12 protein-coding genes are annotated in these 15640 nt (G+C 58.4%); 8 read left to right on the top strand and 4 right to left on the bottom strand.

Translation table 11 applies throughout. The features are described 5' to 3' along the window. Positions 1-3 precede the first annotated feature (3 nt). A complete protein-coding gene (locus tag H7850_RS05150; protein ID WP_227368368.1) occupies positions 4-1305 on the bottom strand; it encodes a M18 family aminopeptidase in 1302 nt (433 codons plus the stop codon). 245 nt (positions 1306-1550) lie between these two features. Here H7850_RS05150 and H7850_RS05145 point away from each other — a divergent pair, with 245 nt between their 5' ends. The 3 genes from H7850_RS05145 to H7850_RS05135 all read left to right on the top strand — a co-directional run bounded on the left by H7850_RS05145 (position 1551) and on the right by H7850_RS05135 (position 6255). Next, positions 1551-3611: a carboxy terminal-processing peptidase gene (locus tag H7850_RS05145; RefSeq protein WP_227368366.1), complete on the top strand. Its 2061-nt coding sequence runs from the start codon at positions 1551-1553 to the stop codon at positions 3609-3611. An 85-nt stretch (positions 3612-3696) separates the two neighbouring features. Further along, positions 3697-5457: an NAD-dependent DNA ligase LigB gene (gene ligB, locus H7850_RS05140; RefSeq protein WP_227368364.1), complete on the top strand. Its 1761-nt coding sequence runs from the start codon at positions 3697-3699 to the stop codon at positions 5455-5457. 138 nt (positions 5458-5595) lie between these two features. After that, on the top strand, positions 5596-6255 hold the full coding sequence (locus H7850_RS05135) for a L,D-transpeptidase family protein (RefSeq protein WP_227368362.1): 660 nt from the start codon (positions 5596-5598) through the stop codon (positions 6253-6255). A gap of 217 nt (positions 6256-6472) precedes the next feature. Here the strand turns inward: H7850_RS05135 and H7850_RS05130 are convergent, their stop codons facing one another. Together H7850_RS05130 and H7850_RS05125 are read right to left on the bottom strand one after the other, a co-directional pair. Further along, positions 6473-7024: a DUF1439 domain-containing protein gene (locus H7850_RS05130; RefSeq protein ID WP_227368360.1), complete on the bottom strand. Its 552-nt coding sequence runs from the start codon at positions 7022-7024 to the stop codon at positions 6473-6475. A gap of 280 nt (positions 7025-7304) precedes the next feature. Continuing rightward, positions 7305-8045, bottom strand: coding sequence for a GntR family transcriptional regulator (locus H7850_RS05125; protein WP_227368358.1), 741 nt, complete (start codon positions 8043-8045; stop codon positions 7305-7307). 117 nt (positions 8046-8162) lie between these two features. Here H7850_RS05125 and H7850_RS05120 point away from each other — a divergent pair, with 117 nt between their 5' ends. Further along, a complete protein-coding gene (locus tag H7850_RS05120; protein ID WP_227368357.1) occupies positions 8163-8498 on the top strand; it encodes a hypothetical protein in 336 nt (111 codons plus the stop codon). Here the strand turns inward: H7850_RS05120 and H7850_RS05115 are convergent. Then, positions 8482-9162, bottom strand: a complete 681-nt coding sequence (locus tag H7850_RS05115) for a TetR/AcrR family transcriptional regulator (RefSeq protein WP_227368356.1) — start codon at positions 9160-9162, stop codon at positions 8482-8484. The genes H7850_RS05120 and H7850_RS05115 overlap by 17 nt on opposite strands. Positions 9163-9300: 138 nt before the next feature. Here H7850_RS05115 and xdhA point away from each other — a divergent pair, with 138 nt between their 5' ends. From xdhA to guaD, 4 genes are read left to right on the top strand one after another with little or no spacing between them, the layout of a single operon-like run. After that, the gene (gene xdhA, locus H7850_RS05110; RefSeq protein ID WP_227368355.1) at positions 9301-10788 is read left to right on the top strand and encodes a xanthine dehydrogenase small subunit; all 1488 of its coding nucleotides are present in this window, start codon (positions 9301-9303) and stop codon (positions 10786-10788) included. Next, a complete protein-coding gene (gene xdhB, locus H7850_RS05105) occupies positions 10772-13240 on the top strand; it encodes a xanthine dehydrogenase molybdopterin binding subunit (protein WP_227368353.1) in 2469 nt (822 codons plus the stop codon). The genes xdhA and xdhB overlap by 17 nt, the downstream gene beginning before the upstream one ends. Next, complete coding sequence (gene xdhC / locus H7850_RS05100; RefSeq protein ID WP_227368352.1) at positions 13227-14132, top strand: xanthine dehydrogenase accessory protein XdhC; 906 nt, start codon at positions 13227-13229, stop codon at positions 14130-14132. Before xdhB ends, xdhC begins: the two co-directional genes overlap by 14 nt. After that, positions 14132-15451 (top strand): guanine deaminase, encoded by a 1320-nt coding sequence (gene guaD, locus H7850_RS05095; protein ID WP_227368351.1) that lies wholly within the window; start codon positions 14132-14134, stop codon positions 15449-15451. The genes xdhC and guaD overlap by 1 nt, the downstream gene beginning before the upstream one ends. The last annotated feature ends 189 nt before the right edge of the window (positions 15452-15640 follow it).

The raw sequence follows: 15640 nt of genomic DNA, 5'->3' as shown, positions 1-15640 counted from the left end.
GAATTAAAATAGCGTCCGGCGATCAAGGAAGGTCGTCAGAGCATGAATAAGATGAACGACGTCCTGACTGCCCGCGGTTTCGCGAATCGAGTGCATGGCCCACTGGGCAACCCCTACGTCCAGAGTCGGCACTCCCAGCTCCGTGGCGGTAATGGGGCCGATAGTACTGCCGCAAGCCATGTCGGCCCGGGTAACGAACGTCTGGGTGGGCACCTGGGCATTGCGGCATATATCGCGAAAGAGCGCCGCAGTGACACTGGTAGTGGCATAGCGCTGATTGGCATTGACCTTGATCACCGGCCCGCCGTTGAGCAAGGGACCATGAGCGGCATCGTGCTTGTCGCTGAAGTTGGGATGCAACCCGTGGGCATTGTCGCAGGAAATCATGCAAGAGGATTGAATCAGACGGCTCCACCCCTGTTCGCTGTTATCGCCTAACTGTTCGACGAGGCGACGCAGTACATCCTGCAGGAAAGGCCCCTGGGCGCCAATGGCACTGGCGCTACCCACCTCTTCATGATCGTTTGCCACCAGCACGGCGCCCTGAGCCCCATCGCTTTCAAGCAGGGCCTCCATGCCGATGAAACAGGACAACAGATTGTCCAGGCGGGCGCTGGCAATGAGTTCGTCATTTATACCCACAAGCGCCGGTGGCTGGGTGTCGTAGAGGCATAGCTCGAAACCGAGAATGCTTGACTGATCCAGCGCGTGCTGCTTTTTCAGCCATGTTTGCAGCAAGGTCTCGAGAGCTTCGGGTTTACCGCTGCCCTGACACAGTACGGGAGCCATCTGTGTCTGTGGGTTGATGGGACGCCCACTATTCACGTCGCGATCAAGATGGATGGCCAGGCTGGGTATCATGGCAACGGCGCGCTCCGTATCGAGCAACAGGCTTTTCAGCCGCCCTTCGTCATCACGCACTTGAACGCGACCCGCCAGAGCCAGGTCACGATCGAACCATGGAGCCAGCAGCGCGCCACCATAAACCTCCACACCCAATTGCAGCCAATCGCTGGTATTGATGGCGGCGTTGGGTTTGAGCCGCAGCCCCGGGCTATCCGTATGCGCGCCTATCATCCGCAGCGCCGAAAGAGGCTCTTCAGGCAATTGCACCGCGATAATGGAGGAGTCGTCTCGCGTCACCACGACGCGCTCGCCAGCCTTGACATTCCAGGCCTCGCTTTCGTGCAGACGGCGAAAACCGGCCTGCTCGAGGCGCTCGAGCATGTTCCGGGTAGCGTGCCAGGGCGTGGGAGAATGCTTCAGAAATGTCAAAAGCCGTTTCAGAATAGGTTCATGGGACATGCTAATCCTCACCAAGAGACTATTTATCGCATAACAGGCTGCTACAATGGCACGCCAGCGTAAACCAAGGTCACGTTGGACCCTTGGGCCCGACACAATGTCGATGGCCGAAAATTGGAACTCTCGCCCGTCTTAGGTATCTTTTTGTAGAGATTGGACGCTACTATTTTTGTGTATTTTGTACGTTTCCACAAAAGAACAGAATCAAGGTTGTAAGTTTACATGAATCCTGGAGTGCTTGATTAATGAGTCTGATTGCAGCTACTCGGTGCTGCGCCACAGTCGCCTCGATACTGGTCGCGTTGAGTACCTCGGCTCTTGCCGAACCCAAGCCCACGGATACCCAACGGCAGGCCGCCACTGAGGTTGCCGAGTCGCTGCGTTATGGCCACTACGCCGACATCACATTGAACGATGAGTGGTCTGAGCAGGCTTTTACACAGTTTCTCGACGTGCTGGACTCTCAGCACGTCTATCTTTTGCAGCGCGACATAGACGCATTCGGTGATTTACGCACCACTCTGGACGATGCGCTCTCCGAAGGTGAGCTCGAACGGGTTTACGAATTCTACGAGCAGTATCAGACCCGTCTCGAGACACGCCTTGAATGGCTGATCGAGAAGATCGATGCGGGGCTAGATTTCGATTATTCAAGCAATGAGCGCCTCATCATCGAGCGCGGCGACGCTCCCTGGGAAAAGAGCCAAAAGGCACTGGACTCGCTGTGGCTGAAACGCTTGAAAAATGCGGCGCTTTCTCTTTCGTTGAGCGATCAAGATCCACAAGAGATTCAAAAGACGCTGCGTGAACGCTATTCAGGGCAGCTATCCCGCCTTCGCCAGACCAACGCAGAAGACGTGTTCGGTCTGTTCATGGCGGCAGCGACCAGCACCGCTGATCCTCATACCGAGTATCTATCGCCGCGCCAGGGGGAGTCTTTCGATATACAGATGAAGCTTTCCCTGGAAGGCATTGGCGCCCTGCTTCAATCCGAGGGAGAGTACGTCAAGGTCTCGAGCCTGGTGGCAGGAGGCCCGGCGGACAAGAGCGGTGTGTTGCAGCCCGCGGACCGCATCGTTGGAGTGGGACAGGGCGAAACAGGTGAAACTACCAATGTCGTGGGCATGCGGCTGGATGAAGTCGTCGATCTGATCCGCGGCCCAAAGGGCTCCACTGTGCGTCTGGATGTCATTCCAGCCAAGGCCGTGGATGTGACCCGCTCCCGCATCGTCAAGATCGTGAGAGACACGGTCAAGCTCGAGGACCAGGCGGCCCATAGCGAGGTCATCACCCTTGAGCGCGAAGGCAAGGAGCACCGCATCGGCATCATCAACATTCCCACGTTCTATGTGGATTTCGATGCCTGGCAAGCCGGTGAAAAAGATTATCGCAGCACGACTCGGGACGTGACCAAGGAGATCGAGAAGCTCAAGGCGCAAAACATCGAGGGTATCGTTCTGGACTTGCGTAACGACGGCGGCGGCGCCCTGCAGGAAGCCAATTCGCTGATCGGTCTATTCATTGACCGCGGCCCGACGGTGCAGGTTCAGGACGCTCAAGGGCGAATCAGCCTTTATGGCGACACCGACAGCGGCAGCGCCTACGAAGGGCCGCTGGCGGTTCTTGCCAATCGGCTATCTGCCTCCGCTTCCGAGATCGTAGCTGGGGCCATTCAGGATTATGGCCGCGGCCTGGTCCTGGGTAATCGCACCTTCGGCAAGGGCACCGTACAGACGCTCAGCGATCTGAATCATGGCCAGATCAAGTTGACCCGGGCAAAGTTCTATCGTATTTCCGGAGAAAGCACGCAGCACCGAGGTGTCTATCCTGACCTGGAATTTCCCAACCTGGTCGATCCGGAACTGATCGGCGAAAGCGCTCTCGACAATGCATTGCCCTGGGATACGGTACGGCCAGTGCAATACCGACAGTATGGCAAGCCGGATCAGTATCTTTCCTTGCTCAAGCAAAAGCATGAGCAACGCACCAACAACGATGCCAACTTCACCTATCTCGCGCGTCAGGCGAAGCTTACCAAGCAGCTGCGCGAACAGCAGACCACCATCAGTCTGAACAAAGAACAGCGCCAGCGTGAAATGAAGGCACAGGAGAGCGAGCAACTTGCGCTCGAGAATCAACGTCGTCGGGCGCTGGGTCTGGAGACGCTCGATACCTGGGCCGACGATGTCAGCGAAGAGCCACTGGGCAGCGAAAAAGAAAAAGACGAGCCCATCGACCGCGCTCAGATCGTTGAAGCAGGACAAATTCTGCTCGATTACGCTCAGCTGACTCAGAACAACGAGTAAGGGTAGTCAACTACCGATAGCCGCAGCCAGCTACAGCGCTTCGTCTTCTTTATCGAAGACGAAGCGCTTTTTCGAGCCATACGCCGTGATATATCTCCGTTTCTCGCTTTCCCTTGTCGTTTTCCTGCTGTCTTTAACCGGGACGTCTCTTTTTCCGCAGCTAGGTGCTGCCAGTGAAACGGCCTCCTGCCCTGACTGGTCACCCTCTGATGCCCGGCATGCGCTTGCGCGGTTACAGGATCAGCTCGATGACTGGGATGAGGCCTATTACTCTCAGGGCAAACGCCTGGTAGAAGATGGCGCATACGACGCCGCCAAGCGTCGCCAAAACCACTGGCGGCGGTGCTTCGATAGTGTTTCTGAAAATACCGCCCAGCATCCCGACGAAACCGTCGACTCCCATTCTCGCCTCATTGCTCACCCCATCGTGCAAACCGGACTTGCCAAGGCGGATTCACAGCAGGCTCTTTCACGCTGGCTTGCCGACCGACAGGATGAGGCACTATGGGTTCAACCCAAGGTCGATGGTGTCGCCGTCACGTTGATCTATAAAAATGGCAACCTAATTCGCGCAATCAGTCGTGGCAGCGGGCGTGAGGGACAGGACTGGACCCGCCAGGCCAGCGTAATTGCAGCCATCCCTCCTCGACTACGTGGAGCGCCTGCCCAGGTAATATTGCAAGGGGAGTTGTATCTACGCCGCCCAGGGCATGTTCAGAAGAGAGACGGCACTGCCGGCGCTCGAGCCGACGTGATTGGGCTCATGGCGCGCCAAGGGTTGACGAAAGAGAACGGCGACCGCATCGGGCTGTTCGTCTGGGATTGGCCGAGCGCATCTGACAATGAGACGTTCTCGAAGCGGCTCGAGCGCCTTGCGGGCTGGGGTTTCGATACTCAGGACTACACCCTGCCGGTGGTGGATATCGCCGCCGTGACCAGCCAGCGCCAACGCTGGTATCACGACCCTCTCCCTTTCGCCACGGACGGTATCGTGGTGCGCCAGGCCAGACGGCCGCCGCCTGCCTCCTGGCAGGCCAAGCCTCCGGATTGGGCGATCGCCTGGAAACACCCAGCAACCCAGAGCCTGGCCTTGGTCACTGGCATCGATTTCAGTATCGGCCGTACCGGTCGTATCACGCCGGTGGCGCAACTTTCACCCGTGGAGCTGGATGACCGTATCGTTCGCCGCGTCAGTCTGGGTTCCCTGGATCGCTGGCAGGAGCTGGATGTGCGCCCTGGCGATCAGGTCATGATCGAGTTGGCAGGCCTGACCATCCCTCATCTGACGAGCGTTGTGCTGCCTGCCGAACCTCGCGTGAACGTTGACGTACCTCGATCCCAGAATTATCACGAACTGAGCTGTCTGGAACTCCTCGACGGCTGTCAACAGCAATTCTTGGTGCGACTGGTATGGCTATCCAAGACACTGGGCATGAACGGCATTGGTGAAGGCGCCTGGCGCACGCTGATCGAATCGAATCAACTGAACGCCCTGCTCGATTGGCTCGCTCTCGATCAGACTGAGTTGCGCACACTTCCCGGGGTCGGGAAACGGCGCGCTGGGCAATGGCAGGCCGCTTTCCAGGCTAGCCTTAAGCAACCCCCTTCGTTATGGCTAAGAGCGCTTGGCATGCCTAAAGTCCCACAAGAAGTGCTATTTGAGAATGACCGTTTCGTGGGTATCACGGCACTGGAACAGCGCAGCAAGATACGCTGGCAAGCCTGGGATGGAATAGGCCCGAGCAAGACTGCCGAGCTGGCGAGATTCTTCAAGGATTCCACCGTTCAAGCATTGCTACAGCGATTGAACGATGACGCATGGGCTTCAGGTGAACCATCGCCTTAGCCTTGTCCAGCACTTTCGAATGCCACAGCGATCAGGCCGATAGACGGCAATTGCGTATAAAAAGCTTCTCTTTCTTGCCCTTTGGAATTTCGAGTTTTCGACAGACTAGCACCATCACACTCTTGTCGGAAATTAACCATGACGAAATGGCTCACCCATGCACTTCTGGTCGGCCTTCTCTATTGGGTACCCGGAATATCGCTTGCAGCGGTCGCCGCCCCAGACGTGGCGATGAAAGACGCGACGCTGTCGTCCCTGGAAACGCTATGGGACTTTCTCGACGCACCGGCACGCCCGGATGGCGTCGGAGCGAATGAACCCTGGGTACACATCGACCTGCTCAAGCGCGAACTTGTGGTGTATCAAGGCGGCATCCGTCTCGAGAGCATTCCCTATCTTGCGTATGGTGCCGCAGGTTCTCAGGCAGTGCGACTGCAGGGCAGCAAGCAGACACCGACGGGTATATTCACCATTCGGCGCGTCAATAGAAACAGCAAGTTTCGCCTCTTCTTCGGCATCGACTATCCCACGCCTCAGATCGCTCAGGATGCGTGGAAAGAAGGCATCCTGTCGGACAAGGATTATCGATACTACTTGAGCTACCGGAAGCGTCATGGCATTGCGCCGGCGGACACTCCTCTTGGCGGCTATATCGGCATTCACGGTCTGGGGCGCAGCCCGCTGTGGATTCACCGGAAGCGCGACTGGACCGCTGGCTGTGTCGCCGTGACCAACGCCGAAATACTTGCTCTAAACAAGTGGCTTGATGTGGGTACGAAGGTAGTGATCAGAGGATAAACAAGACCCATGCTATAAAAAAACCACCATTGACAGAATGATGTCGAATGGTGGTTTTGCTGGTTCACTATGCTAGCCAGCCAGCGCGCGAGCACTCTTGATGTAACGTAGTCATTCTAACCCTATGATATTTAAATCAATTGCCCAAACAAGCGGCGATACCGGCTGTTTATCGTCGTTATAAACATTTTCTGCTAATACAGCTGAAGCCAATTAACTATCGTGCTGGCTCGAATACCAGACGCCCGGGCTCAGTCCGCAGCGTCATATGTTTTGATAGCGTACGCGCGCCCCAACCTGCCTCTTCGAATCGATAGACCGGCACACTTTCCAGACGCTGTGCCACGAGTCGCGCGGCCATTTGAGTGAAGGGGGCCAAATCGATAGGCAACCAGGGCGCATTGACGTGGCTATCCAGCAATTGCAAGCGGCGAATGTAGATGGCGCCTTCCTGGGCATCGAAGTATGGGGTCCCTTCCAGGCTCAACTCGATGTCCGCAGGCAGGTGTGATGCCAGAAAGCTGAAGGTAGCCTGCCCGGCCACGTCCAGTAGAACGGTATCGCGACCCTGTGGGCCGACAGTGACATTCGAGGAGTCGAGCGTCAGGGATAACGGCGAGCCCGCGCGCAACTGCTCCCGATCGAAATTCGCGACAGCTCTTGTCAGATGGCGCTCCAGCGTTGCCTCGCTCACCGACGAAGACATCATGCTGGCACAACCGGTCAACATCACTAGACTGCTTGATACCATTATTTTCAGCCAGTGCATGTCACATGTCCTCAACTAAATAAAGCGATTGTGTCAAGCATCTTGCCCTGGACGCTAACGTAAACCAATAGTGTGTTGTCGATGCTGGGCATTGCCATGACGGGCTCTTCGAAAACATCACAACCATATGTTATGTGTCTTGTTTGTTGTATAAAAAAAAGAACCGGTCTCGGGGGGAGTGAGACCGGTTAAACAGTGAGATGTTCAAACGGGAAAATCATCGAACACCTACAAGGTAGAGCATAAATCAAATCGATACAATACTTGTACAATGTTTTTCTTAGATCGATGTACTTGCATTGTTGGGCACCCCAAGAATTGAAGCCAGATCGATATGCGCTTCCTGGGCTCTAAGGTCAAGCAACGCTTCCAGCGCACTCAAGTGCGCTCGCATCCGCTCACAGGCTTCATCCGCAGGCCCCTGTTCCAGCAACAGCAGTAAATTCGCATGATCGTGATCCAGGTAGCAAGCCTGCATCCCCGCTCGCTTGTAGAGGGCAATGACAATAGACGTGCGTAGAATCAAATCCGTCAACATGATGCCGAGTACACGGTTGGGCGACTGATCCGCCAGATAGCGGTGTACTGCCAGGGAACACTCTACCCGCTTGGCTTCATTACCTTGCCGATGAGCTAGCTGTTCTTCATCGATGATCTCGGCCAGCTTCTGACGCTGCGCCTGTGTCAACTTGCCAGCCATCAGCGATGCGATCTCGCCTTCCACCAGCCGTCGGGCGGCAAATATTTCTCGGGTTTCAACAATGTCAGGTGCCGCGATTCGCGCCACCTGATTGGGGTGCTGCACGATGATGTGATCCGCGGCCAAACGTGTCAGCGCCTTTCTGACCACTGAACGGCTGACGCCGAATATCTCCCCCAGCGAGACCTCTGGTAGACGCGTGCCCGGCGGCAGGCGCTGGGTCAGAACCGCCTGGCGAATCATGTCGACGATATGCTGATCAGCATTGCGCAGCTTGCCCGCCCCTTCTACCACTATGTGTTTTGTCCAATCCTCGTTCACGTTTTTTATCATCTCCAGTAGCCATCAAGTCACCATCGCATGTGTCATCGATGAAAACCATGCGTATTCGACAAATGGCAGTATTGCCGCCTGTACGGCGTAGGCTTCGATCTCGCCGTGCCCCTCATGGACTACTTCCAGTTCAACGTCTATGCCCGAGATGATCTGGACAAGCCCGGTGACACCTGGCAAACCACCTTGGTATGGGGATCGAAATTCGATATTGCCGAGACAAAGTGGTTCTTCAAGGGCCATTTCGATTACGCCGGCTCCGAAGGGGAAACCGATTACAATATCAATGCCGCACCCCAGCTGTTGCTGGATGTGGGCAATTTCTGGGGCGCCGAGGATCGTCTCTATGCAGGCGTGGAATATCAGGTCTGGCGCAACAAGTTCGGCATCAAGGGGGCGGACGAGGATAATCCGCAGCTGATCGTTACCTGGAAGCTTTAACCCCCTCTCGCTCGATCAAGGCAGCTTCAGGGCGGCGGGTAACCCCGCAGCCCTGAAGAATGACGCGGCACAAGAATGCCGTGATGCGACCATAATCCGCTTCATTTAGCGCCTCTCTATCGGTTATTCCCAATATCTGCGCTTCGAAGTCCGCGTAGTGCTGAGTCGACGACCAGATAAGAAAGATTAGCCATACCGGATCAACCGGGTCCATCAAGCCCTGATCGGCCCATTGCCTGAACACCTCGGCCCTGACCTGGACCCATTCTCGTAGCTCGCCGCGCAAATAGTCCTGAAGAAAAGGCGCGCCTTGGAGTATCTCTGCGGCAAACAGCCGTGAGCCTTGTGGATGGGTGCGGGTGAGCTCCATCTTGCTGTGAATGAAGGCTTCCAGAACTTCAGCTGGATCATCTTCCACGCTTATATCGTCGAGCATGGCGTTCCAGCGCGCCATCATGCGTTCCAGCAAGGCGACATAAAGCCGACGCTTGCTGCCCACGTAATACAGCACGTTGGACTTGGGTAGCCCTGCCTCCTCGGCAATGGCTTGAACGCTGGCGCCACGGTAGCCGTGGCTGGCAAAAATGCACTCCGCCGCTTCGAAAATCCTCTGCTCGTTACGCTGCCTCGTTTGGGTCGCCTCCGTCGGGGTCAGAATCGTCATCGTCATTACTCTTGTCGGTCTTGCACTTGTTCGGGCTTTGCGCCACGCTAAACACATCTTGACCATTTGGTCAGGTTATCCTAAATCATGGAATCGATAACAGCGACTCCCTTTTCAAAAACAACGAGCGTTCTCCTGATGATCGACTTCTATTTGAATGGTCAGCGCCAGCAATGCGCCGATATTCCCCCCGATACCAGCGTACTGGAACTCTTGCGCCTTCAGTTGGGCAAGAATGGCACCAAGGAGGGCTGCGCCTCGGGTGATTGTGGCGCCTGCACCGTCAGCATTGGCCAGCCCAACGATCAGGGCGGCCTTTCCTATCACAACGCCAACGCCTGCATCATACCGGCGCATCAAATCAAAGACTGCCACCTTGTGACCGTTGAAGGTCTGGCCCGAGGCGATGCACTGCACCCGGCCCAGGCCGCCATGGTCGATTGCCACGCCAGCCAGTGCGGTTTCTGCACGCCTGGCATCGTCATGTCGCTGTTCACCCTGCACCACTCCCAGCAAACACAACCCGCGCCGCTGACCCAACAACGCCTGGAAGCAGCGCTGGGTGGCAATCTATGTCGCTGCACCGGTTATCGCCCGATTCGCGATGCCGCCCTGACCATGCAGGACCATCCGGATACCCACCCAATCTGGGCCGACGATCCAGATCTGGCGAGTAATGTCCAGTCGCTTTATAGCGATGCGACGAAAAAAGGCACCAGCTCCCGGATAAACGAGTCGCCTGGTCGTTTCGATTCACCCAAAGATATCGCGACCCTTCGAGAGCTGCGTCGTCAGCGTCCAGAGGCGCGGCTCGTAGCGGGTGCCACGGACCTGTGGCTGGAAGTTACCCAGCAGCTCAAGCCCCTGGATGACCTCATCGATCTCCGCCGGGTCGTCGAACTCAACATCATCGATGAGACACCCGAAGGCTGGTGGGTCGGTGCGGCGGTCACCTACAGCCGACTCGAGCCCTTGTTAGCGGAGCATTTCGCGGCCTTTGGGCATCTCATGCACCGCTTCGCTTCCAGCCAGATTCGTAATCGCGCAACCCTGGGGGGTAACATTGCCAACGCCTCCCCCATCGGCGACTGCCCGCCGGTGCTGCTGGCGCTCGATGCCAGGTTGATGCTGGATGGGCCGAACGGCGCGCGCGAAATGCCTGTTGCCGACTTCTTTCTCGACTATCGCAAGACGGCCTTGAACGCAGAGGAAGGAGAATTCATTCGCGCGATCTTCTTGCCACGTCCCGAGACCGATCAGCACCTCAAGGTGTGGAAGCTCTCCAAGCGCCGGGAAGACGACATCTCCGTAGTACTCGGCGCGTTCGCCTGGCGTATGGAAAATGGCGTAATGCGCGATGTCCACCTCGCCTTCGGAGGAATGGCCGCCATTCCCAGACGGGCCCCCGGTGCCGAGGCTGCCCTGGAAGGCCAAGCGCCTACGGAAGCGGCTTTCGGCGCCGCGAGATCCGCCTTACGCAACGAGTTCCAGCCCTTGAGCGATGTTCGGGGTTCCAGTGAATATCGTCTAGTGGCTGCAAGCAATTTGCTCGAACGCCTGCGGCTGTCCTTGGATGCCGACTTCAACACTAACGCGGAGGTGTGTCTCGATGCGTACGCTCACTGATGTTTCATTGGACTCCGCCAAGGCGCGTCGCGAACAGAAAAACCACAACAAGGGCGACGGTCCTCTGGCTCGGGATACGATGGATGCCGCTCACGAGCACAGCAGCCGGCATGCCCGTACTCATGCCTATGCCCACGAAAGCGCCATCAAGCACGTGACTGGCCGCGCCGCCTATATCGACGATATGCCGGCCCCCGCCGATGCCCTGCATATCGCGCTCGGCCTGTCACCGGTGGCTCATGGACGACTGACCCGGCTGGATCTGGAAAAGGTCAAGCGCGCCCCGGGAGTGGTGGACGTGATCACCGTCGTGGATGTGCCCGGTCATACGGACGTCGGCCCGGTGTTTCCCGGCGATCCATTATTCGTGGATGACGAGATCAGTTACGTCGGCCAGACCCTGTTCGCCGTCGCTGCTACCAGTTACAAGGCCGCGCGCCTGGCAGTGAAGGAAGCGGTGATCGAGATCGATGAACATTCGGCGAGTCTCGATGCGGTGGCTGCCGCCGAAGCAAACGACGTCGTGCGCCCTACCCATGTGCAGCAGCGCGGGGATTGGCAGCAGGCGTTGGAAGATGCACCTCATGTACTCGAAGCCGAGCAGTTCGTCGGCGGTCAGGAGCACTTCTATCTCGAAGGTCAGGCCTGCCTGGTCACCCCGAGCGAAGACGAGGGCGTGGTGGTCTACACCTCCAACCAGCATCCCAGCGAGACCCAGAAACTGGTCGCCGAGGTGCTTGACGTGCCCTTCCATGCGGTGGTCGTGGAAACCCGGCGCATGGGCGGCGGCTTCGGCGGCAAGGAGACCCAGGCCTCGCCCTGGGCCTGCATTGCGGCCCTGATTGCAAGGCGTACCGGTCGCGCGGCGCGATTGCGTTTGCCCCGGGCCGAAGACACTCGCGCCACCGGCAAGCGTCATCCTTTTCATAATCGCTATCGCTTGGGATTCGATGACCAAGGCGTAATCCAGGGCGGCGATATTATCGTCATCGGCGACTGCGGCTACTCACCGGATCTCTCCGAGGCCATCGTCGACCGCGCCATGTTCCATGCGGACAACGCCTACTCTCTGGGTGATGCCCGGGTGACCGGCATTCGCGCCCGTACGCATACCGCCTCGAACACCGCCTTTCGCGGCTTCGGGGGCCCCCAGGGCATGATGATCATCGAGGCGGCCATGGACGATATCGCCCGCCAGGTCGGGGAAGATCCGCTGACGGTGCGCAAGCGCAATCTCTATCGTGCAGGTCGGGACGTCACCCACTACGGCCAGACCGTGAATCAGCATGGACTGATCGCGGAGATCGTCGAGCGTGTGGAAAGGAGCAGCGACTATTGGCAGCGCCGCCGCGCCATCAGCGAGTACAATGCCAAGAGCCCGATCATCAAGAAGGGGCTTTCCCTGACGCCGGTGAAGTTCGGTATCTCCTTCACCGCCAAGCATCTCAACCAGGCCGGCGCCCTGCTGCACGTCTATACCGATGGCAGCGTGATGATCAATCATGGCGGCACCGAAATGGGCCAGGGCTTGCATACCAAGATCTGTCAGGTAGCGGCCCGGGAGCTGGGGCTCGATCTCGAACAGGTGCGCATCAGCGCCACCCGCACGGACAAGGTGCCCAACACCTCCCCGACGGCTGCTTCGAGTGGCGCGGATCTCAACGGCATGGCGGCTCGGGATGCGGCAAGCAAGCTGCGGGAGCGGCTATTCGACTTCGCCGCGAACCACTATGAACTCGACCGGGAAGACATGCGCCTGGAAAACGGCGAGCTGATCGCCGGCCACGGCGAGGGCGAGCGCCGTATTGCCTGGGGCGAGCTGGTTCAAGCCGCCTATCTGGAGCGTATTTCGCTCTCCGCCAAGGGCTTCTACGCCACCCCGCTGATCCATTACGACCGCGCCACCGGCTCGGGTCGCCCCTTCTATTATTTCGCTCATGGCGCCGCGGTATCCGAGGTGGAGGTGGATACCCTCTCCGGGGAGTACCGGATCACCCGGGTGGACATCCTGCACGACGTGGGCGACTCCCTGAATCCGGCCATCGACATGGGCCAGGTCGAAGGCGGCTTCATTCAGGGCATGGGCTGGCTGACCAGCGAGGAACTCAAGTGGAACGACAAGGGCCGACTCATCAGCGATGGCCCTTCGACCTACAAGATCCCCGCCTTCGGTGATCTGCCGCCGGTATTCAACGTCGAACTGCTGCAGGGCCATCCGAATTCGCAAGCTAGCATCTATCGCTCCAAGGCGGTGGGTGAACCGCCGCTCATGCTGGGCATCTCGGTATGGTCGGCGCTGCGCGATGCCCTGGCCAGCCTGGTCGATTACCGCTATTGCCCACGCCTGGACACGCCGGCCACGCCGGAGCGGGTGTTGATGGCGACGGAAGCGCTGCGCAACCCCGCCCCATCCGAGACGTCTGCAGTGGAGGCAAGCGATGAATCGGTCTAGCGAGCCTCTCTCTCGCGAGCTTTCGACTGAAGCAACCTGGCATGAGGCGCTGCATCGTCTTCAGGAAGCGGCCCTGCCTCATGCCCTGGCCAGCGTGGTCGGCACGGCAGGTTCCGTACCTCGAGAGCCCGGCACAAAGATGGTGATCACCCCGGAGGGCATCTACGACACCCTCGGCGGCGGCACTTTCGAATATCAGGTGATCGAGGCTGCGCGCCAGGCGTTGAACCATGAAGAGAGCGGGCCGCGCCTGGAGGCCTTCGCCCTGGGCGCTCGCTCGGGTCAGTGCTGCGGCGGCTACGTGCATGTACTGATCGAACTCTTTTCCAGTGCCGAGATGAATATCGCCCTGTTCGGCGCCGGCCACGTAGGACAGGAATTGACGAAGCTCATGGCACCGTTGCCCTGGCGCGTGCTCTGGTTCGACAGCCGTGAAGACGCCTTTCCCGACTGGGCTCAGAATCAGGCACGGCTGCAGTGTCGTTTCAACCAGGATTCGGAATCAGCCGTGAGGAGTTTACCGGCGAACACTCATGCACTGATCATGACTCACGATCACGCCGAGGATCGCGAACTGATCGATGCCCTGCTCCAGCGTGGCGACTGCGCCACCATCGGCTTGATCGGCTCGGTCAGCAAGTGGGCCAGCTTCCAGCGCCCGCTGCGGGAAGCCGGCCATACACAGGACGTACTGGACCGGGTACGCTGCCCCATCGGCATCGCCGGGGCCAAGGGTAAGCGGCCTTACGAAATCGCCCTGGCGGTCTGTGCCGAACTACTGACCTTCAAACCCGGTATCGAACGGCCCGATCAACGCGGGATCGAGCCGCAGGCGCTGCGTCAGGTATTTACCCACGATCACCGAATGAATACCCCGGCAGGAGAAGATTGATGACTGACCCTCGTGTGCTGCGTGGCCCGCTGCTCAGCTTTCTCGAGGATCCTGGCGATCAGGATCAACCGGCACCCGGCAGCCTACTGTATCTGGAGGATGGCGCTATTTGGCTCGATCACGGCCATATCCGCGCCATCGGCGATTACACCCAGATGGCACCGAACCTTCCCTCAGGCATCGAAACGGTCGACTACACCGGCAAGCTGATGATGCCGGGCTTCATCGACAGTCATGTGCACTATGTTCAGCTCGACATCATGGCTTCCTACGGGCGCCAACTGCTCGACTGGCTGAACGACTACACCTTCCCCGAGGAGTGCCGCTTCGCCGAACGCGAACACGCAGAGCAAGTTGCCGAGATATTCCTGGACGAACTGATGCGGGTCGGCACCACCACCGCTCAGGTATTTTGCACCTCGCACCCGGTCTCGGTGGAATCGTTCTTTGTCGCCGCTCATCGACGCGGGCTGCGCATGCTGGCGGGCAAGGTATTGATGGACCGTAACGCCCCGGAGGCGTTGACGGACACCGCCCTGGGTGGCATCCGCGACAGCGAAGCGCTGATCGCCGACTGGCATGGCAAGGATCGACTCGGCTACAGCCTGACGCCGCGTTTCGCCCCGACTTCCACCCGGCAACAACTGGATGCAGCGGGAAGCCTGCTGCGCAGCGCGCCGGATCTGCATCTACAGACCCATCTGTCCGAGAATCGTGGCGAGATAGAGTGGGTCGCGGAACTGTTTCCCGAAGCTCACGACTACCTGAATGTCTATGAACGCTTTGGGCTGGTCGGTCCCCGCAGCACCTTTGCTCACAGCATTCATCTGACGCCGGAGGCCCGTACTCGCCTGGCGGAGGCCGGGGCCAATGCCGCCTTCTGCCCTACCTCGAACCTGTTTCTAGGCAGCGGTTTGTTCGATCGGCTTGCCTGTAACAACGCGGGACTCACGTTTTCCCTGGCCAGCGATATCGGTGGCGGCACCGACCTGTGTGGCCTAGGTACTCTCAAGGCTGCCTATCAGGTCGGACAACTGCTCGGTCAGCCATTGACCGCCTGGCAAGGCTTCTATCATTTGACCCTGGGCAATGCGCGAGCACTGCATCTGGACGCCCATATCGGATGCCTGCGGGAAGGCGCCGAGGCGGATATCGTGGTGCTCGACCCTGAGGCAACGCCGCTACTGGCGCGACGCACCGCCCGCACGAAAACCCTGGGTGAACTGCTGTTTGCATTGATGATGCTGGGAGACGATCGCACGATTTTTGAAACCTGGGCGGGAGGCAAGCGCCAGCACCGGCGCGATGCAAGCCTTTGATCAGCTCATTGGATTGCCTACTATTGTCACTTAGGATTTATTTTAAATCTTTTTGCAATAGCGGGCACCGGTGGCAAGGCAAAGCGAGGGTCTTTTGCCATGGATGGCAAAAGTAGCGCCCAGGGACGGGTTTACAGCGCCCTCGCAACGTCTTGCCGCTGGAAACGCCCCCTTGTTTATCGAGTTTTA

This window comes from Halomonas sp. M20 (assembly GCF_020622265.1).
GTDB lineage: Bacteria > Pseudomonadota > Gammaproteobacteria > Pseudomonadales > Halomonadaceae > Modicisalibacter.
Note: the sequence above shows the minus strand (reverse complement) of the source record. Positions and strands in the feature narration are given on the sequence as shown.